This window comes from Shouchella tritolerans, assembly GCF_025770735.1.
GTDB lineage: Bacteria > Bacillota > Bacilli > Bacillales > Bacillaceae_D > Shouchella > Shouchella tritolerans.
This window is the reverse complement of record NZ_JAODPB010000001.1, coordinates 496250-515223: the sequence shown is the minus strand read 5'-3', so window position 1 is coordinate 515223 and position 18974 is coordinate 496250. Positions and strand designations below refer to the sequence as shown.

Sequence of the window (18974 nt, the reverse complement as noted above, 5' to 3'; positions counted from 1 at the left end):
TCTATTCGCATCTTCCCTCGGCTGCACTCCTCGTCTGGCGAGCGTTTTCAACCAGCCGAGTGATTTCTTCCTGCGGATTACACGTTCATTTCTTTTTTGCCTGTCAACTTAAAAAATAGAAACAGCGACAAAATCGACGTTACCGTTAAAATGGCCGAATAAGCAGAGGCATTGCCAAAGTTTCCACGGATCACTTCCGTATAAACGGAAACGGCGAGCGTTTGTGTATTGGTTGAATACAAAATAATCGACGCGCTCAACTCGCCAAGGATCGTCATCCAGCTCATAATAGCGCCCGCCAACACGCCAGGCATCATCATCGGCACCACTACCCTAAAAAATGTCCGCTTTTCGGAAGCGCCAAGACTGATGGCCGCTTCTTCCATGCTCGGGCTAATTTGGCTGACAATTGCCGTACTGGAACGAACCGTATAAGGCATACGTCGAATCACAAAGGCTAGCACCATAATCAAACTCGTTCCCGTTAAATACAGGGGTGCTTCGCCAAAAGCGAATATGAGCGCCATTGCTAAAACAGAACCAGGGATAACAAAAGGAAGCATGGATACCGTATCAAGCAACGATGTTACTTTATTTCGTTTGCGCACCGTTAAATACGCAATTAATATCCCGAGAATGACAATCACCGCGATCGCGATCAGGCCTAACTGGTACGTATTTAAAATCATCGACAAATCGCGGTTAAACAAGATATTCTCATAATTTTGCAACGAGAACTTTCCTGTATACACTTGGCCACCAATCGTTTCCAAAAAGGAAGTGTAGACGACCACGAGCTGCGGCAAAATCGCCAACAGTGTGACCCCGTACACAGCCACATGGCTGAGCAAGTTTTTTATGCCTGTGCTTTTCTTTGTTTCCATTGGCCGCAGGGCCGACATCGAATACGAGTATTGACGCGCAATCACTCGCTGCACGAGAAACAAAGCAATCGTCACAATAATAAAGATCGATGCCAGTGCTGCCGCAAAGCCTGCATCGCCCCCAACTTCGCTCATAAATTGCGTATAAATCAAAACGGGAATGGTCCGGTACCCTTCGCCAATTAGCATCGGTGTGCCAAAATCAGCGATTACGCGCATAAAGACAAGGAGCGAGCTGGCAAGAATCGTAGGTGCAATCAGCGGAACGACAATTTTAACGACGCGCTGCATCCCGGAGTAGCCAAGGCTTTCCGCTGCCTCGATCAATGAATTGTCAAGGTTCTTCAATGCCCCAGAAATATAAATGAAAATAAGCGGGAATGATTGTAATGTTAGCACAAGCACAATTCCGGCAAAACCATAAATGCCATCAAACTGAAGATGAAAGGTATCATTGATCCATTTCGTAATAACACCGCTTCGACCGAGTAGCTGAATCCATGCATAAGCGCCAATAAACGGCGGCGAGATATACGAGACAATAATGAGAATTTGGACAATGCCACTTCCGAAAATTTTCACTCGCCGCAACATATAAGCAAGAGGCAGGCCAATCAAAACAGCCAAGAGCGTCGCTACTACAGTCACTTTGATGCTGTTCCACAGCGTCACCCAATAAAACTTCCGTTCAAAAAAGAGCGAGAAATGCTCAAGTGTGAAACGCCCTGCTTCCCCATTATAAATGCTCTTATTCAAGACTAACACAACCGGGAACAAAATGAATAAAGCAAAGAATAGCACAATTGACAGCGTGATCCAATTCCAGCCATTGAACGCTTTAGGCCGCATGTCACTCACCTGCCTTCATGAGCGTTTGTTCATTCGCCACATCAAACAAGTTGATTAAGTGCGGCTTCACCTTTACATAAATATTCGTTCCCTCTGGAATAATCGCTTTGTCTTCAATATGTTGTACCACTTCCACTCGCTCTCCAGTTGTAAGGGTGACGAGATAATGGGTATTAATCCCTAAAAACATCGTGCTTTCGACAACGCCAGCGATCGCACTCGCTTCTTGCGTAATCGTAAACTCCTGTGGACGGACAGATACCAGCACTTCCTGCCCATTTTCAACCGTTTCCACCACGTTATCAAGCTTTTCTTTGTATTCGCCATTAAAGACGACGAACGTATCAGTACCTTCCTTTTCGATCTTCGCTTTAATCACATTGGAAGTGCCAATAAACTGGGCAACAAACAAATTCGTCGGACGCAAATAAATTTGTTCAGGTTTGCCAATTTGTTGGATCATCCCTTTATTCATGACAGCAATCCGGTCAGAAATCGCCAGCGCCTCTTCTTGGTCATGGGTCACATAAACGGTCGTAATCCCCACTTCTTGTTGAATTTCTTTAATCGCATTTCTCATCTCAATCCGCAGTTTCGCATCCAAGTTCGAAAGCGGCTCATCCATTAACAAAACATTCGGATTAATAACAAGCGCCCGAGCAAGCGCAACCCGTTGTTGTTGGCCCCCTGAAAGCTTATCTGGCTTTTTGTTATGGTGGTCTTGAATGTGGACGACCTTCATTATATGGTCAATCTTGCTTTGCATTTGCGCCTTGCTTTCCTTGAGCGTCTTCAACCCAAAGGCAATGTTCTCTGCCACTGTCATATGGGGAAAAATCGCATAGTTTTGAAACACCATCCCCATTTTCCGCTTGCTAACGGGAACGTCATTAATTCGCTGGCCATCGACTTTAATCGCCCCGCCATCAACGGAATTAAAACCGATAATCATCCGCAAAAGCGTCGTTTTCCCACAACCAGACGGACCTAATAACGTAAACAATTCGCCTGGCTGAATCGTGAGCGACAACCCATCAATAACCGTATGCTCATCGTACATTTTGACCACATTGTCAATATCAATTGCTACACCCATCTTGTTGCCTCCTTCCATTCACAATCAGGCATGCCAGCCAAACAAGCAAGCATGCCAATGCCTTTAATCCATCGAGCCTTCAAGCACTTCGACATAACGAGCGGTAATGTCATCCATGTTCTCGATAATAAACATCTCGTCATACTCATCAAACAGCTTGATTTCCTCTTGTGGTGTCATGTAGTCAGCCACCTCTACCCCTTCACGGAGCGGCCGAACCGTCAACTCCTGCCCCGTACGGCTTTGCACTTCTTCCGATAACACATAGTCAACAAATTTCTTGGCGTTCTCTAAATTTTTCGTGCCCTTAATAATTTGGATCGACTGCCCTGGGTAGACAACCCCTTCAGTTGGAAAAACGACTTCAACTGCTGCCCCGCTTTGCTTGTAATGGACAACCGGATCTTCCCATGTCAAGCCAACAACATATTCACCGTCGGCCACACCTTTATGCACTTGGCCAGAGCTGCCTTGCACTTTGCCGTCCAAATTGGCCACAAACGCTTCGACAAACTCCCAAGCCTGATCCGACATTGGATCGCCGTCGCCCGCAGCGTAAAGCATCGCAATTAACGATTGGAATGCTGAACTTGAATTAACAGGGTCGCCAAAGGCAATCCGCCCTTTCAACTCTGGATTCAACAAATCCTGGAAACTTTCAATTTCCATATCGCCCGCTAAATCGGTATTGACAATAAACACCGTCGGATCAGAAAAGGCAGGCGAAAAATAACCAGTTGTGTTTTTAAACCCTTCCATCATATATTCATCTTCCGGCGACACATACTCCTCAAACAAATCGGTTTTATCATAAAGCATCGTGATATCGGCCGCCCACAACACATCGCCTTGCGGGTTATTACGCTCCGACTCAACCCGAGTAATCGCTTCCCCTGTGCCAGCCGAAATCATCTGCACGCGAATGCCCGTTTCCTTCTCGAATTGGGGAATCACCGCTTCATTCAAACTCTCACTACGCGTTGTATAAACGACCAATGTGTCATCGCCGCTGCTTCCATTCCCGCCGCAGCCTGTTGCCGCAACAGCCAAACCGACCACCACACCGAATTTTTTAAGCGCTTTCAAAACAATCCCTCCTTTTGCTATTCCTTATGTTAAAGCAGACTCAACCACACGTTAATCCTAAAATCGCAAAAAAACATCCGAAATTCAGAAACGATTTTTATCGGGAGAGGAACGGACATGAGGAAAATGGTACTGAGTTATGCAACTGCATGGGGGTTGTTTGAAAGGATATAGTATCGACAGTGGCTGGGTGTAACGATTTGATGCCAAACTGAATGGGGAAAAACGCTTTAAGAATCTTCCTAATAAATGTTGAACCATCCGCTCAAAGGAAAACAAAAAATCCGCAGCGAAATAGACGCGGAAAAACATCATCTACTATTTTGTTTCGTGGTGATACCTACCTTTTTCTATCCAAATCTTTAAACCGGCTTTCTTCAAAGCGTTCCAATCGCCACTTCATGATCGCCTAAAATCTCCCGGACTGATTTTTGGTCTTCAGACAACTGACTCACTTTGGTCACTCAAACTCTCGAGACTTGCCTCTATGTTCTTGACGTTCTGATTCGTTTCAAGCATTGTGACCTTCTTTTAATTCTTTGATATCTTGCGCCACTGCCAAATTGTGCTCTTTTTGCTCTAACAACCCCAATTCCAGATCAGTTACCTTCTGTAATAAGAGCTCTAACATTTCTTTCTCTTCCATTGTTTACTCCTCTCTTAATTGGAATTTACTTTTTAGCTATGTGTTTAGATACGTGTATTTATAGGTGTGATGCACATGCTGATCTAGTGGAGAAACGTATGATGCACTCGAATTGAGCAGGGAAAAGACTTGTTGCAGCAAGGGGTGAGGCTTGTCTTAGTTTATGCGACGCACTCACATAGAGTGCGACGTTAATTAGCTGACAGACGTTGAGATATTTTCAAATTTCAATCCACGCACTCACGTAGAGTGCGACGTATTAGAGCAGAGGAAAAATTGAAACGTAAAATCATTTCAATCCACGCACTCACGTAGAGTGCGACTAATGCGGGATCTGCAAAAAAGCATACCGGTACGATTTCAATCCACGCACTCACGTAGAGTGCGACAATTTACGCGTCAAATAGCCAAGTTCCTCACAGTCATTTCAATCCACGCACTCACGTAGAGTGCGACGTGTATGCGCTTGTTGACAATGAATTGCGCGTTACATTTCAATCCACGCACTCACGTAGAGTGCGACAAAATGTTGTCCATCCTGCAATTTTTAGCAAAATATTTCAATCCACGCACTCACGTAGAGTGCGACAGCGAATATTACCCCTTTTTTAGAAATAATGATTCGAAAACGAGTGATTGTGCTTCTAATTCTTATCATAGCACACCCAACAAGGCCACATTATTACATTTTCCTACACATTGGCACATATTAGAGGCTGTTTTTGGTGCGGGTGATCTAGGGATTTTATGTGCGCTTGGGGTTCGCACTAGAGAAAAGTGAGCATAGGCTATTCCTTATTGAAGCAATGGAGAATCGTTTGCCTTTAAGGCTCGTTTCCATCGTACTGCTATTCTATGATAATAAGGAGTTCCAGCTAACACCACCGCGTTTTTTACAATAAGAGACACACGATTTGTCCATGTGTTAGGATGTTGGTAACGTTTGCTTTTTAATGAGAGGCATTTTAAACATTGACTGTATAGCTGGGAAGGGGGTATTTTTATGACGGCGTTTTCTCAATCGCCTGAGGAAATAAAAGAATCTTTTCTTCTTCTACTGAACCTGATGTTGTTCCTATATATTTGTTTATTTATCCTTTGGCTTATTGCTCATTTAATATTGGCCGCTGCTTTATCGAGAATGGCCAAGAATGTCCATATCCGTCACCCTTGGCTAAGTTGGATACCGATTGCTCAGTTTTGGATTGTCGGTGAATTGATTTCGGAGAAACTACGAGGAAATGGGGGCATAAAGGTCTTACTCATTGGGTGTGTAACGATTGTCTATCGCTTTCTTCCCTTCCATCATTTATACATCCATTTATTAGTTAAAATCCCAGAGCCAATCCATCGGATCGTGTCGCTTATTTTATGGGCTCTACTTATCTACATCATATACCGTCTTTACGAGGCCTATGCAAAAAAGGCATGGATACATACTGTTTTATCGATTATTCCTTTCTATGCACCGATCGCTTTGTTTGCACTTCGTAACAGAGAAAGACGTTACTAAATACTAAGAAGCCCATGCTTAAATGTTCATAGTAAATTTAAATGTACCGAAAAAAACTCGAACCTTTATTCGTCGGATTCGAGTCTTTTTTGTTTTGTGGTAGAAAAATCAATTCTTCTTCCCCCCCACTCACTCACAAAGAGTGCGACCAAGAGGTAAAGGCGCAATCGCAAGAGCAATGAATTTCAATCCACGTACTCACAAAGAGTGCGACGATGTCTTCAGATGTCCTTGGCGATTTTGCGTCAATATTTCAATCCACGCACTCACATAGAGTGCGACAAATACGATTTCATCTTCGGCGGCCAGCAGCGCTAATTTCAATCCACGCACTCACATAGAGTGCGACAAGCACGCTAAAAGAGCGTGACAAAGAAATCCTTATTTCAATCCACGCACTCACATAGAGTGCGACAAAGTAATCAAAGAGGATGACCACACATGCGACATTTCAATCCACGCACTCACATAGAGTGCGACGAAACAATCATCGGGGCAATATCCGAGACTGCCGATTTCAATCCACGCACTCACATAGAGTGCGACTATTCTGTTTCTTATCATAAATAACTAATGTACCATTTCAATCCACGCACTCACATAGAGTGCGACTTTGATCTCGTATGCCCACGCTACCTGTTTAGCAATTTCAATCCACGCACTCACATAGAGTGCGACAGCGAATTTTATCCAGTTTCCGGAAATACACAACCGCAAACGAATCATTTTGCTTCTATTGCCTATCATAGCACACCGAACAAGGCCACATGATTACATTTTCCTACACATTGGCACATATTAGAGGCTATTTTTGGTGCGGGTGATCTAGGGATTTTATGTGCGCTTGGGGTTCGCACTTTGAATGTTCGTTATCGTCGTTTCTTCAGGAAGGGGGTGATCATTTCCAGTGAGTTCAATTCATGAACATTGCCTCTAGAAACGTTTAACCTATAAAGAAGCTGTCCATGCAAAAACATCGGCTTCATTTAATCACCGTTTGAATTCTTCCATGCATGCAAGGCGCCTGTTACGGCTGGACGGTTTTTACAAACAATAGAAATGCCAGGTGAAAATTGGTTTAGTTTTTCTGTAAAATGGTTGCGGACAAATTCGTTTTTCTCTAATAAACTCCCTTTCACAATGATCGGGATTGACGATGTTTCTAATCCGAGTTGTTTAACTAACCGAATGGCTTGCTGGGCTAGTTCTTCTCCTGCTTGTTCCAATAGTATTTTTGCATCTGTATCGTCCATTTGTGCACGCCGATACACAAATAGGGCGGTATCGGCAATTTCTTTTTTTGTGGAAGAGTAAACAAACTCCTTTATCGCTGATGCGTTGGGTAATTGGTACTGAGTAGCCAACGCCTTGGCCAATTTGGTTTGAATGTTCCCCTGCTCGATTTCCGAGGCTAATTGCTTTAACGCTTGTATTCCGATGTGATAAGCGCTTCCTTCATCCCCGAGCAGATGCCCCCAACCGCCAACCATTTTGATCGTTGAATCCTTTTTGCCAATCAATACGGAGCCGGTGCCTGCGATCGCCAGTATCCCATTTTCGTCTTCGAGAACGGCATAAAGTGCAAGTTCGGCATCGTTTAAAATCCATGCAGGCAATTGGAAGTGTTGTTCAACCAATGTTTTAAATTCGCTTTTTAAATGCCCTTTTTCAATTCCAGCGATCCCTAAAACAATCGATTTACAGAGGCTGCCGTACTTACTTTTTATACAAGCTTGTATGGCAGCCATTATATGTTCTTTTGCTTTTTCGCTATTAACAGCTACGTTTCCTGGCCCTGTCTCGATCGAAAAATGAATGTTTTGGTTCTGATCGATCACAGCCGCGTGTGTTTTCGTACCGCCTGCGTCAAGCCCGATCACGTACATTTGCTCACCCATCCCATTCTGAAAAGGCAAATTTGTCCCATGGCTTTAAGTAATCAATTAAGAAAATCTCTTCTTCTCTGATTCTAGCAACAACGTTTGTCCGGCCAGAATTGTTCATATCCTTTAAAGCAATTTGCAATTCGCCGGCATATTGTTCATATAATTCACTTTCTATGACGACATCCCCTCTTTTTATGTCTGTTGTATTGTGGGGTGGGAAAGCTTCCCCTCTATATTTAACTCGGCTTTGAGTAGAACGAATCATATAGTCAGAAACATCGCCTCGATAAAAATGCGGTTCATCAAATAGAATTTTTTTCTCAAGATCGCGCACAGAGTCAACGAGTTCTAGATTAAATGTCAGTTTCTCCTTGTTTATTTGGCTTAAACGCTTAAGTTCCTCTTCAGATGCGTAGGCATTGCCTATAATGACATCATCAATCAACCGCGTGGCAAACAAATGTTTCGCCTGAACGTCAATAGGCAAACCACGATGCATTTCTAGTGTCGGCAATCCTTCGACAATTGGCCACGGCCCAAACGTTGCCGCTTGCGAAGAGACAAAAGCAGCCGTCCTTAATCCAAATTTCTTAAACTTTTCGCTGCATTCTATAAAAAAATCATACGACAATCCACTATAGCGATGGGGGTAAAAATTATGACAACCGATTAACTTATTGCGGTTGGGTTGGAAGCTTAAGATATTGTCAATGTATTTCGTAGAATTGCTCATGTTGACTTCTATGAACAAGCCATGAGGGTTAAACGTCATCATGGACTCTTCGTTCCCAGTAAAACCAAGGTCTAACCGGATGCCATCCACTCCAAGGTTTTTAAAAAAAGTGAGATCATCATAGGAAATACCCAAATCCTTGAATACACGTGGATTGATGTCGCATATGACTTCCATCCCAAGCTGTTTGGCAAAGTGAATCGTCTCTTGAAAACTAGCTAAAATGTTGTCCCCTTCTACTGACAATAGACAGGTAAAAACACGTGTAAACCCGTATTGGTTAGCTACGTGTATATACTGTTTGTCCTTTTCTGCTGTTGAATGATTTGGATAAATCGATATCCCTAGCTTCTGCATGTTTACACACTCTCACTTTCCGATCTCTCTTCTAATTGAGCTACCCTGCGGAGAATGGCGATCATCTGTTCAATTAATGACATCTCGCTAATAGCTGCCATTAAGTGGTCTTGCGCATGCACCATTAACAAAGACTGTTCAACACGCTCCCCATTGATTTCGGCTTGAATTAATTTTGTCTGCGTATTATGTGCTTTTGCTAACGTTTTATTGGCTGTTTCCAGTTTCTCGTTCGCTAAATGAAAATCGTTATTTTGTGCTAATTTTAACGCTTCATAAGCAATCGCCTTTGCATCCCCTGCGTTTGAAATCATGTTGAATATTTCCGCCTCTACGTTCATCTTAACTCCTCCTAAACATGTACTTCGTTCAATAAAAAAACATATTACGAAATTTAAATTAGCTTTTCTCTATAACTATATTGAATTTTTATTTCATTAACCCTATAATACATGTAAGTGAAAGCCTTTTCAAGCAAGAAGCGAAAAGACAGATTCACAGTTCTAGAGTGACATGAAGGAGATGATTGAAAATGACAAAAGTATTGTTTGTATGTTCTGGAGGCATGTCGAGCGCGATCGTAGTAAACACCCTTAAGAAAGAAGCAGAAAAACATGGACAAGCCTTGGAAGTAAAAGCGATCGGCTCTAGTGAAGTGGCAGCGGAGCTGGAAAACAACTGGGATGTCGTTATGGTTGCGCCGCAAATCAAACATCGTTTTGACAACATTAAAAAAGAAGCGGATGAATACGGAGTTCCTTGTGGCCCAATTCCACCGCAAGCCTATACGCCATTAGGCGGCCCAACATTATTGAAAACGCTTCAAGAATTAGTGAAATAAAGAAGAAAAAGAGAGGCTAACGTCATGGGGAAATTCATCGATTTCTTGGAAAAGAGAGTATCTAACCCGATGGCAAGGCTAGCGGAACAGCGGCACCTTTTAGCTGTACGCGATGGGGTTGTCTCCTCCTTGCCATTTATTATCGTCGGTTCATTCTTCTTAATCATTGCGTTCCCTCCGTTGCCCGAATCGTGGGGAATCACTCAATGGGCGACGGAAAACGCCGACCAAATCTTAATCCCTTATCGAATGACCATGTTTATCATGTCCTTATACGTGGCATTCGGCATTGGCTATAACTTAGCACAATCTTATAAAGTCGACCCCTTGTCTGGTGGACAAATCGCAGTCGCTTCCTTGCTCTTGACCATTACTCCCTCTGTTGTTGAAGAGTTAGGCTTTGTGCTGCCGATGCAATATCTAGGTGGAAGTGGGCTTTTCGTAACGATCATCGTTTCGATTTTATCTGTCGAAATCTTTAGGATATGTAAGCAAAAAAATATAACGATTCGGCTTCCTGAGGCAGTGCCCGCGTCAGTCAGCCGTTCATTCGAAGCGCTCATACCTGTGGCGATTGTGATTATGCTTATGACACTCATCACGATCATTATGGGGGTCAATTTGCATGCCCTTGTGGAGAAATTAACGGTCCCACTCGTTACAGCTGGCGATAGTTTATTTGGAGTATTAGTACCTGTATTTTTAATTACATTCTTTTGGTCTTTCGGGATTCATGGTGTTTCTGTTGTCGGTTCCGTTGCCCGCCCACTATGGGAAACATACTTATTAAAAAATGGCGAAGCTGTCGCATCAGGCGCAAGTGAGCTTCCGCATATTGCCCCAGAACCTCTATATCAATGGTTTATATGGATTGGCGGCTCCGGCGCAACGTTAGGCCTAGTCATTGTCATGTTGATTTTTGCACGGTCAAAGTATTTAAAAAGTCTAGGTAGAACCGTGGCTGTACCGAGTATTTTTAATATTAATGAACCAGTTATATTTGGTTTACCTATTGTATTGAATCCGATTTTAGTGATTCCGTTTATTATCACGCCAATCGTCACAGCAGTCATTGCCTATTTAGCGACCTCCGTTGGCCTTGTCTCGCCTACATTTATAAAAGCACCGTGGACACTCCCGGCCCCAATAGGCGCCTATTTAGCGACAGGGGGCGACTGGCGTTCGATTATTCTTGTCCTAGTAAACCTTGCCATATCTGTCGTGATTTATTTGCCATTTCTACGAATCTATGACAATAAAATGCTTGCTATGGAACAGAACGAAGAGCAATAAAAAAACTGGCCTTAGGGGATCCTTGCGATCCCCTAAGGTATTAGGGGGTCTGTCTTGTGGAGCAGCCAAGATTAATTCCTCGCATTAGCCCTAAAGGTGTTTTCGTATTTATGATGATCTTGTTTTTTGGAATGCTTCTCCTTTCCATTCCTCTCAAATACATTCACCTTTCTGAAGTAATGAGTGCCTTTCTAAGCGCAGGGATTTCCGCAGCTGTTGGAATAGGCATTGTGCTAACAAAAATCGACGGAAAAACAACTGACAAACGATTAAATAGACAAAGAATACGCATCGCCATTATTGTCGGCTTTGCTACGAGCGCATTAATGACGTTTGTGTTTGGAGGCGATATCATTGGGTAAAAACGGCATCAAAATCGTGACGATTGGTGGAGGATCGAGTTATACACCTGAATTCGTTGAAGGATTAATAAAACGCCATAAAGAGCTTCCCGTTCGGGAACTGTGGCTAGTTGATATAGAAAAAGGAAAAGAAAAACTAGAGATTGTCGGAAGCTTGGCGAAGCGAATGGTCAAGAAGGCGGGCCTGCCCATAACTATTTATACAACCTTTGACCGAAAAGAAGCATTGAAAGACGCTGATTTTGTTACAACGCAAATGCGTGTTGGCTTATTAGAGGCTCGGATTAAAGACGAACGCATTCCATTAAAACACGGGATGATCGGCCAGGAAACAAACGGGGCAGGTGGTTTATTTAAAGCACTCCGAACCATTCCCGTCTTATTGGAGATCGCCGAACAAATGCACGAACTATGCCCAAATGCGTGGCTCATCAACTTTACCAACCCTGCGGGAATGGTCACAGAAGCGGTCATGAAATATAGTCAACACAAAAAAATCATCGGCGTCTGCAATGTACCGATCAACACAAAAATGACCATTGCGACATTATTAGACGTCCCCCCTGACCAACTGACGATTACGTTTGCTGGGTTAAACCATATGTCCTATGGCCTTGACGTCCATGTAAATGGTGAATCGAGATTAAATGACGTCATCGACTTAGTAACAGATCCCAATAATGAAGTAACAATGAAAAATATCATCCCACTCCCTTGGGAGAAAGCGTTTATGAAGGCGCTTGGCTGCATACCGAGTCCGTATCATCGCTATTATTACAAGACGAGCGAAATCTTGCAAAAGGAATTGGAAGAGTTTAAACACCGTAAGACACGCGCTGAAGTCGTTAAGCAATTAGAAGATGAATTGTTCGAACTCTATAAAGACCCTGACCTTGACATAAAGCCACCACAGCTAGAAAAACGCGGAGGCGCTTATTACAGTGATGCTGCGTGTAATTTAATTTCTTCCATCTACAACGATAAAGGGGATGTCCAAACACTCAACACCCGTAATGAAGGGGCGATTACAAATCTCCCTAATGATACAATCGTTGAAATTAACTGCGTTGTCACAAAGCAGGGGCCAATTCCACTAGCAGTAGGGGAACTTCCTTACTCGATCAATGGCCTCATCCAACAAATCAAATCGTTTGAGTTAGTAGCGATTGAAGCAGCCGTAACAGGTTCTTATGAACAAGCATTATTGGCTCTTTGCATAAACCCGCTAATTACGAGCGACGCAAAGGCAAAAGAGATATTGGATGAGATGCTAGAAGCGCATAAAAAGGATTTGCCTCAATTTAGAAGGTAAGCAAGCCCTTAAACACGATACAAAAATCCATCTCAATCAACCCCTTAAATCAAGCATTGAGTTGTAGACAATCGGAACTGCTCAGTTGTCCTTTCTATCAATAAAGTGCAGAACTCTGTTGTTTCTTTTACAGGTTCTGCACTTTTTAAATGGATAAATTGGCATAAGCCCCTATTTAGAAAGGCTATGTTCACTCTTAGTGTTGATATATGCCCAAAGAAAAACATCTTGTTAAAAAAAGGGGCTCTCTTTTGGACGACGGTAGCCATTCTACAATAAAATAATCAAATTTCCTGAGCTGTCTTAGCGCGTAGAAGCAGTCTCGATATAAACTCCGCTTTATAATCCGAATATGCTATCAGTGTACGATATCCTTTACGGTACGCATCTAACTTATGTTGAGCATAGATTTTGGCTTCATCTGGGTGAGAACGCAGATAATCTCGTATCAGCAAATTGTCGCGCCATAATTCTGAGTCAAATGGAGTCACTGCAAGATTAAACGAGCGTATGCCGCGCTTTCGGCAATGTATCCGCCCAGGAACACCAGCAGTCCCGAGAACTTCATACCCTAGATACTCCAATTTTCTTCTTTGTTCATCCGACAACTCAAGAACACCAATTAGACCTATCAGTATATCCACGATGGGTTTTGAATAGAGTCCAGATACCGAGGTACTGCCAAAATGCTCGAACATTGCATTTGGAAAAACATTCAGTAGTTGTTCTGTTTCTTCTCGATACCAGATTGCCCAATTTGAATTGTATTCTGCAATTGAGATGTCTTCATCTACTTTCATCGCTACCCCCTTAACCCTAAGTTGGAGCATATAAATTACCTGTTAGTTCAACACGAAAACACTGTGCGTCGAAGCTTGACATTCGTCTCTGTCGCTGGAAACAAATAAGAACTAACAAGCATCTTCTTTTTGTTCGACGAGGTATTCTCCTATTCCTTTCTGTCTATGAATTGAAGCAAGCAATGTTGCAGACACTTGGTCGCAACACCGTTGAAGCGTTCCATCCATTTTGCACTCAATAAATCGTACCCATAGGCGCGGCTTCCACGTCCGTGGTAAAGGGGTATTCGTTAGGTTGTTGAATGTTTGATTGCCTATTTTACAGCGGTAACGTTGACGTTTTAACACTCCGATACGTGTTTTGATAGCGTATTTCCCAAACCGAACAACTGAATGGCTATTACAATACGGACAAACAAGTCCATTCTTCTGTTTTTGCTCATGAATTTCTTCTATCGCCCGTATTTGAGCAGCCAATCCTTTTCAAAACCCACCGACTTGCAAAGAATGGGATACTAAAGCCTAAGCCAATTTCAATCGATACAACCACATAGAGTGCCACACAATAGAGAACTCTTGCCTTTTGGGGCTTGTTTTCCTCATTGGCTTCTATAACGTAAAGGAGTTCTTCTTTTTCATTTGTCATATGATCGTTCCTAACTTTGCTTTCGATGAAGAGCAACATAAAATATTGTTCATGTCTGTGAAAATATGGCCTATTCACTAAACTTATTATGAACTGAAGTTGCCATTCTCCTATGTTGTACTCAAACCCACCAACAAAAACTAGGGTGTACCCTTACACCCTAGTTTTAGATTATCCTTGAATATCACGCTTATTATAGCTTTGGAATGCGATGACGAGTAAACATGCTGCTATGAGCAAGAGTACACCTGTTGCAGCGTAATTCATTTCCTCCATCGGCATTTGCGGTACATATCCAAACGGGGTCAGCTGCACTACCCAATTTGGAAACTGAAAAAGTTCACTAAAATAATTGGCAACAAACGCGAACACTAAATAGAGCCATGTAATCATGGTCGCTCGCGGGAAGACCCCGACAAAGAGAGCCCCGAGGCCAATGATGACAAAAAGGGCTGGCACGTAAGCAATAGCAGCTCCTAGTAATTGGCTAATCTTAATCGGTTCATCCATCACCGCGTTCCCTGTCGCTCCAAGCGTCCATCCGCCGATAACGACCATGACTATGCTGACTAGAAGAGCAAGTAACACATAACTGCCAAATTGCCGGTTTCGGGACACGGCTCTGGCCAACACGTGCTCGTTTCGGTTTTTCTTTTCTTCCGCTTTCAATTTAAACATAACAAGCAATGCTGGAATCGCTGCAATAATCGCTATGACCATCATAATGATCGAAATAAACTGCTCCGTTATCGAAAATCCTGCATCAGAAGCAAACATGTCTGCCATCAGTTCATTGGATTCAAAAAATGTCTCTAAGTCTCCAAGAATGGAGCCGTAGGAGGCACCGATTAAAGCCATAGCCACAAGCCAAGAGATCATCGCTGTCCGTTGCAACCTTATCGCTAAACTGACAGGTCCGTTTAAGAAAGCAGAAGCTTCTTTGCGGCCTGCGCGGGTTGGTAAAAAGCCTGCCTCTAAATCACGCTTGACCTGCAAGTATAGGGCGAAGACAAACAAAAGCAGCGCAACCGCAATTAGCAGAAGGAATGGTCCCCATTGATTATTGACATATGTTTCGGTCTTCACGGCCCATCCAAGAGGAGAAAACCAAGACAGCGTTTCATTAGATACATCGCCGATTGCACGAACCAAATACGCTAAGCCCAGGACGGCAAAGGACAGGCCGACGGTTCCTCTCGTACTTTCTGAGAGCTGGGCAAACACTGCCGTGATCGTAGAAAAAAAGAATCCCACGCCTCCTAGTACAGCTCCATACATGAGCGAACCATGTAAGTCCATGCTCTCAATCCCGAGGGCAGCCAAACCAAACCCTGAACCTATGCCGACCAGCATATTTGCTCCAGCCATCACGATGATTGCCGCACTTAATGGTGTCAACGTACCGAGCGGAAGCGACCGCATCATTTCCATACGCCCATCTTCCTCTGGGGCCCTCGTGTGCCGTGCGGTCAGCAAAATGTTCATCACCGCAACCACAATGGCGGTAAGAAGCAACATTTGATGGGCCATCATCGCCGCTTCCGTATAGTTATCCAAGCCATATGCCGGTCCAAGCATCGCGGTCATCGCCGGGTTTGCCACTGTTTGTGCCATCGCCTGCCGTTCTGCTTCCGACGCATATAAATTCGTAAAGGCAGACGCCGTTCCCACATTCACGACAACGAAACTTGCTATCCAAACGAAGAGGCGAATCCGGTCCTGCCGGAAAATAAACCGCACCATCAACCACGTATGATGAAACGCCATCACTTTTTGACACCTCCTCGATAATGACGCATGAATAAATCCTCTAATGTCGGTGGAGCACTTTCCAGCTTTACCAATCCAAAGCTGCTAATATGTTGCATCACCGTACCGAGCTCTTCACCGTCAACTTGGAAACGAAACGTCCCGGCTTCCTCGCGGAGATCGTGCACCCCTTTCATATCCGCCAGTCCTACAAGCGGTTTCTCCGTTTTTACCGTTACATTCGTTCTCGTCAAATGGCGAAGCTCTTCCAAGGTCCCCGATTCAATCACTTCTCCTTCTCGTATGATCCCCACGCGGTCGCAAAGCCGCTCTACTTCCGAAAGAATGTGGCTAGAAAGGAGCACACTTTTCCCTTTTGCTTTCTCTTCTGCAACACACTCTTGAAACACCTTCTCCATCAATGGATCAAGCCCAGACGTCGGCTCATCTAAAATATACAAATCGGCATCGGAGGAAAAGGCGGAAATGAGTGCAACTTTTTGTCGGTTTCCTTTCGAGTAAGTACGGCATTTTTTTGTAGGGTCAAAGCTAAACCTTTCCATTAATTCTTCTTTACGTACTTTGTTGTATGACCCGCGCATTTTACCGAATAAATCAATCACTTCCCCGCCAGTTAAATTCGGCCATAAATGGACGTCACCTGGAACATAAGCTAAACGTTTATGAATCGCCACCGCGTCTTTCCAGACATCCTGTTGGAAAATGGTTGCATTTCCGCTCGAAGCTTTCAAAGCACCGAGCAAAATCCGTATCGTTGTTGATTTCCCAGCACCATTAGGCCCAATGAAACCAAACACTTCCCCTTCTTGTACGTCAAACGAAACATGATTTAGCGCCCTGAAATTTCCAAACCGTTTCGTTAATGACTCGCTAACTAATACACTCATCTCTCAACCTCCTCCTTTCGGTAAAAACAAGTTTTTAGTATATCTATATATTGGTAATACTCGTCGTAAAAGGGCTCAGTATCGATTTCATTCAAGTTCTCCCCTTTAAATCTTTGCATAAGCTCAGAGCGATAGCCTTCAATCGACCAGCGAATCAAATGAAATGCCTTCCTTACATCTACATCGTCACGAAACTTTGAATAGTCAATGTTATCGTTAAGCACCCTATGCCAATAGGTCAGCAATTCCTCAAACTTCATCCTTAAAGGCTTAGGAAGTTCGATTTCATCGACGCTCAGCCCTAAAGTCGCAAGAAAATTTAACACCTTCTCATGCTCTTTAAACACTTTCCACTTCAACGTACCTGCTTTTTTCAAGCGTTCAAAAAAATCCGCTTCCTCTACATCAATTTTTTGCAAATATTGTTCCCTTGATAGGTCAATCGCATAGTTAATTAAATAATGATACAGCGACTGTTTGTTCTCAAAATAATTAAAGAGTGTTCCTTTAGCAATACCCGCAGCCTTTACAATCCGATTTGTCGACGCGCTCTCATACCCATTTTCAGCAAATTCATGAAAAGCTGCATCTAAAATTCGGACTTGCTTCTCTTTCTCAAGGCTCTCAAATTGTTTAGACAAGGAATGCCCTCCTTTCTTAATCCCATTGACCACCCTGGTCAACCGAAGAATATCACGACTGACCGGAGTGGTCAATGGTTTTTTTCTTCTATGTTACAACCTACAAGAGACCATTATTCCATTACTTAGATAAACAACCTCCTCCCAAATGCGGCTGTTCAGAAATAGAAAAAGCCTATCCCTTTATAAGTGGTAGGGGGTAATTTAGGTCGTTGGAATGACTAAACTGAACAATTATTTTAAGAACATAGACCTGTTTAAGGTATTCAATCTCACTTTAATGAAAGATAGTCGTCTGTCACTTAACTTGGAGCCTCTGCGGGCAGGATGACGGGCCAGGAAGCCAGATATTTAAGAGAATCTTGCTCAGCCGCCAAGGCTGTCATGACCGCCACTCCAAGTAGAGTGCGCTCATTACTGCTAAATAGCATATATTTCAGCCTGGTGCTTGCGCTTATATTCACGGGGTGTTAAATAGCCAGCCATTCATAGATCCGAATATGATTAAACCAATTCACCTAATCAAATAGTTCCAGATCCAGTTCCTGTTGGCTAAAAAAACACCGTTGACAAACTCTGTTTTGATCGTCTTAAACATAGCTTCTTCAACAGCATTGTCATAGGGCGTTCCTTTTGCCCTCAAGGAACGCTCGATGTCAAAGGCCAAGAGCTTCATCGATTAGCTTATTTTTACACTCACTGCCCCGATCGGTTATGTAACAATTCGAGGCGATTAAGACTTTAGAGAACCGATGCAAAGGCATGCTGAACTAAGGATGCCGTTTTCTCGGAACCGGTACTGTAGCCAATGATTTCACGGTTATATAAATCTACCAAAATACAGATGTAATGCCATTTCTGTCTGTTCCGGACGTAGGTCAGATCACTGACAACGACCTTTAACTCCTTGTCCTAATTAAACTCTCGATTGAGTACGTTTCCAACTTCCGATTCACTGACTGAAGTGTTCTGGGGGGTAAACTGGGCTCTTTCATAATGCGCCCAATATGACAGCGTGACACTTGCCAGTCCTTCTTTTGAAGCTCAATCTTTAATTTTCTTGGCCGTATTCTCTTCTTCCTGGTCATCTCTGATTTTCGCTTCTTAATAATACGTACTTCTAGGAATTTGCAAGACGTCTCACATTGCTGATACTGAGTATTTGTGAGCGTTATTTCGAATCACATCTATTTTATCCCAAGATCAGCGCGGCTCCCCTTAAAATATTATTCTCCATCAAGTCTTTGGTTTTCTTTATGTCTCTTAATCCGTTCTTCCTGTTCAGGCGTTCGGTTAACTTTGACGGTTCTCCTCATTTCTCAGTATTTTTAGCTTTCCATTTTAGAGAAATATTGTTTGTGTTAAGCTATAT

General features: G+C 43.2%; 17 protein-coding genes, 2 pseudogenes and 2 CRISPR repeat arrays. Of the genes and pseudogenes, 5 read left to right on the top strand and 14 right to left on the bottom strand.

Annotated features, from left to right (window positions below; all coding sequences use genetic code 11):
• Positions 1-77 precede the first annotated feature (77 nt).
• From N6H06_RS02475 to N6H06_RS02460, 4 genes are all read right to left on the bottom strand, one after another.
• Positions 78-1733: an ABC transporter permease gene (locus N6H06_RS02475; RefSeq protein ID WP_263705534.1), complete on the bottom strand. Its 1656-nt coding sequence runs from the start codon at positions 1731-1733 to the stop codon at positions 78-80.
• A gap of 1 nt (position 1734) precedes the next feature.
• Positions 1735-2829 carry an ABC transporter ATP-binding protein gene (locus N6H06_RS02470; RefSeq protein WP_062745365.1) on the bottom strand — a complete coding sequence of 365 codons (1095 nt, stop codon included), beginning with the start codon at positions 2827-2829 and terminating at the stop codon, positions 1735-1737.
• Between the two features lie 63 nt (positions 2830-2892).
• Positions 2893-3915 carry an extracellular solute-binding protein gene (locus N6H06_RS02465; protein WP_062745363.1) on the bottom strand — a complete coding sequence of 341 codons (1023 nt, stop codon included), beginning with the start codon at positions 3913-3915 and terminating at the stop codon, positions 2893-2895.
• Between the two features lie 511 nt (positions 3916-4426).
• Complete coding sequence (locus N6H06_RS02460) at positions 4427-4561, bottom strand: hypothetical protein (protein WP_263705533.1); 135 nt, start codon at positions 4559-4561, stop codon at positions 4427-4429.
• Positions 4562-4719: 158 nt separating this feature from the next.
• Positions 4720-5150: a CRISPR direct-repeat array (repeat unit 32 nt).
• A 414-nt stretch (positions 5151-5564) separates the two neighbouring features.
• Between N6H06_RS02460 and N6H06_RS02455 the strand changes: the two genes are divergently transcribed.
• Positions 5565-6074, top strand: a complete 510-nt coding sequence (locus N6H06_RS02455) for a hypothetical protein (RefSeq protein WP_062745359.1) — start codon at positions 5565-5567, stop codon at positions 6072-6074.
• 181 nt (positions 6075-6255) lie between these two features.
• Positions 6256-6752: a CRISPR direct-repeat array (repeat unit 32 nt; unit sequence ATTTCAATCCACGCACTCACATAGAGTGCGAC).
• A gap of 308 nt (positions 6753-7060) precedes the next feature.
• Here the strand turns inward: N6H06_RS02455 and N6H06_RS02450 are convergent.
• Genes N6H06_RS02450 through N6H06_RS02440 form a run of 3 tightly spaced genes read right to left on the bottom strand, consistent with a single transcriptional unit; the run spans position 7061 to position 9391 of the window.
• Positions 7061-7960, bottom strand: coding sequence for a BadF/BadG/BcrA/BcrD ATPase family protein (locus tag N6H06_RS02450; RefSeq protein WP_263705532.1), 900 nt, complete (start codon positions 7958-7960; stop codon positions 7061-7063).
• 4 nt (positions 7961-7964) lie between these two features.
• The gene (locus N6H06_RS02445; RefSeq protein WP_062745355.1) at positions 7965-9050 is read right to left on the bottom strand and encodes a DUF871 domain-containing protein; all 1086 of its coding nucleotides are present in this window, start codon (positions 9048-9050) and stop codon (positions 7965-7967) included.
• 2 nt (positions 9051-9052) lie between these two features.
• Positions 9053-9391 carry a PTS lactose/cellobiose transporter subunit IIA gene (locus N6H06_RS02440; RefSeq protein ID WP_263705531.1) on the bottom strand — a complete coding sequence of 113 codons (339 nt, stop codon included), beginning with the start codon at positions 9389-9391 and terminating at the stop codon, positions 9053-9055.
• A 191-nt stretch (positions 9392-9582) separates the two neighbouring features.
• Between N6H06_RS02440 and N6H06_RS02435 the strand changes: the two genes are divergently transcribed.
• The 4 genes from N6H06_RS02435 to N6H06_RS02420 are packed head-to-tail and all read left to right on the top strand — an operon-like array spanning position 9583 to position 12858.
• A complete protein-coding gene (locus tag N6H06_RS02435; RefSeq protein WP_062745351.1) occupies positions 9583-9891 on the top strand; it encodes a PTS sugar transporter subunit IIB in 309 nt (102 codons plus the stop codon).
• Between the two features lie 24 nt (positions 9892-9915).
• Positions 9916-11184, top strand: coding sequence for a PTS sugar transporter subunit IIC (locus N6H06_RS02430; RefSeq protein WP_212954469.1), 1269 nt, complete (start codon positions 9916-9918; stop codon positions 11182-11184).
• A 56-nt stretch (positions 11185-11240) separates the two neighbouring features.
• On the top strand, positions 11241-11546 hold the full coding sequence (locus N6H06_RS02425) for a hypothetical protein (RefSeq protein ID WP_062745347.1): 306 nt from the start codon (positions 11241-11243) through the stop codon (positions 11544-11546).
• Positions 11539-12858, top strand: a complete 1320-nt coding sequence (locus N6H06_RS02420; protein WP_062745346.1) for a 6-phospho-beta-glucosidase — start codon at positions 11539-11541, stop codon at positions 12856-12858. Before N6H06_RS02425 ends, N6H06_RS02420 begins: the two co-directional genes overlap by 8 nt.
• Positions 12859-13142: 284 nt before the next feature.
• Here N6H06_RS02420 and N6H06_RS02415 read toward each other — a convergent pair whose 3' ends face one another.
• From N6H06_RS02415 to N6H06_RS02385, 7 genes and pseudogenes are all read right to left on the bottom strand, one after another.
• A complete protein-coding gene (locus N6H06_RS02415; RefSeq protein ID WP_263705530.1) occupies positions 13143-13658 on the bottom strand; it encodes a GrpB family protein in 516 nt (171 codons plus the stop codon).
• A 198-nt stretch (positions 13659-13856) separates the two neighbouring features.
• Positions 13857-14141: pseudogene (locus N6H06_RS02410) on the bottom strand (transposase); the annotation flags it as partial.
• A complete protein-coding gene (locus N6H06_RS02405) occupies positions 14098-14304 on the bottom strand; it encodes a cytochrome c oxidase VIIc family protein (RefSeq protein WP_263705881.1) in 207 nt (68 codons plus the stop codon). The gene N6H06_RS02405 and the pseudogene N6H06_RS02410, both read right to left, overlap by 44 nt.
• A 171-nt stretch (positions 14305-14475) precedes the next feature.
• Complete coding sequence (locus N6H06_RS02400; RefSeq protein WP_263705867.1) at positions 14476-16071, bottom strand: ABC transporter permease; 1596 nt, start codon at positions 16069-16071, stop codon at positions 14476-14478.
• Positions 16071-16961, bottom strand: a complete 891-nt coding sequence (locus tag N6H06_RS02395) for an ABC transporter ATP-binding protein (RefSeq protein WP_212954471.1) — start codon at positions 16959-16961, stop codon at positions 16071-16073. The genes N6H06_RS02400 and N6H06_RS02395 overlap by 1 nt, the downstream gene beginning before the upstream one ends.
• The gene (locus N6H06_RS02390; RefSeq protein WP_062745339.1) at positions 16958-17602 is read right to left on the bottom strand and encodes a TetR/AcrR family transcriptional regulator; all 645 of its coding nucleotides are present in this window, start codon (positions 17600-17602) and stop codon (positions 16958-16960) included. The genes N6H06_RS02395 and N6H06_RS02390 overlap by 4 nt, the downstream gene beginning before the upstream one ends.
• Positions 17603-18022: 420 nt before the next feature.
• A pseudogene (locus tag N6H06_RS02385) lies at positions 18023-18903 on the bottom strand (IS3 family transposase); the annotation flags it as partial.
• Positions 18904-18974 lie beyond the last annotated feature (71 nt).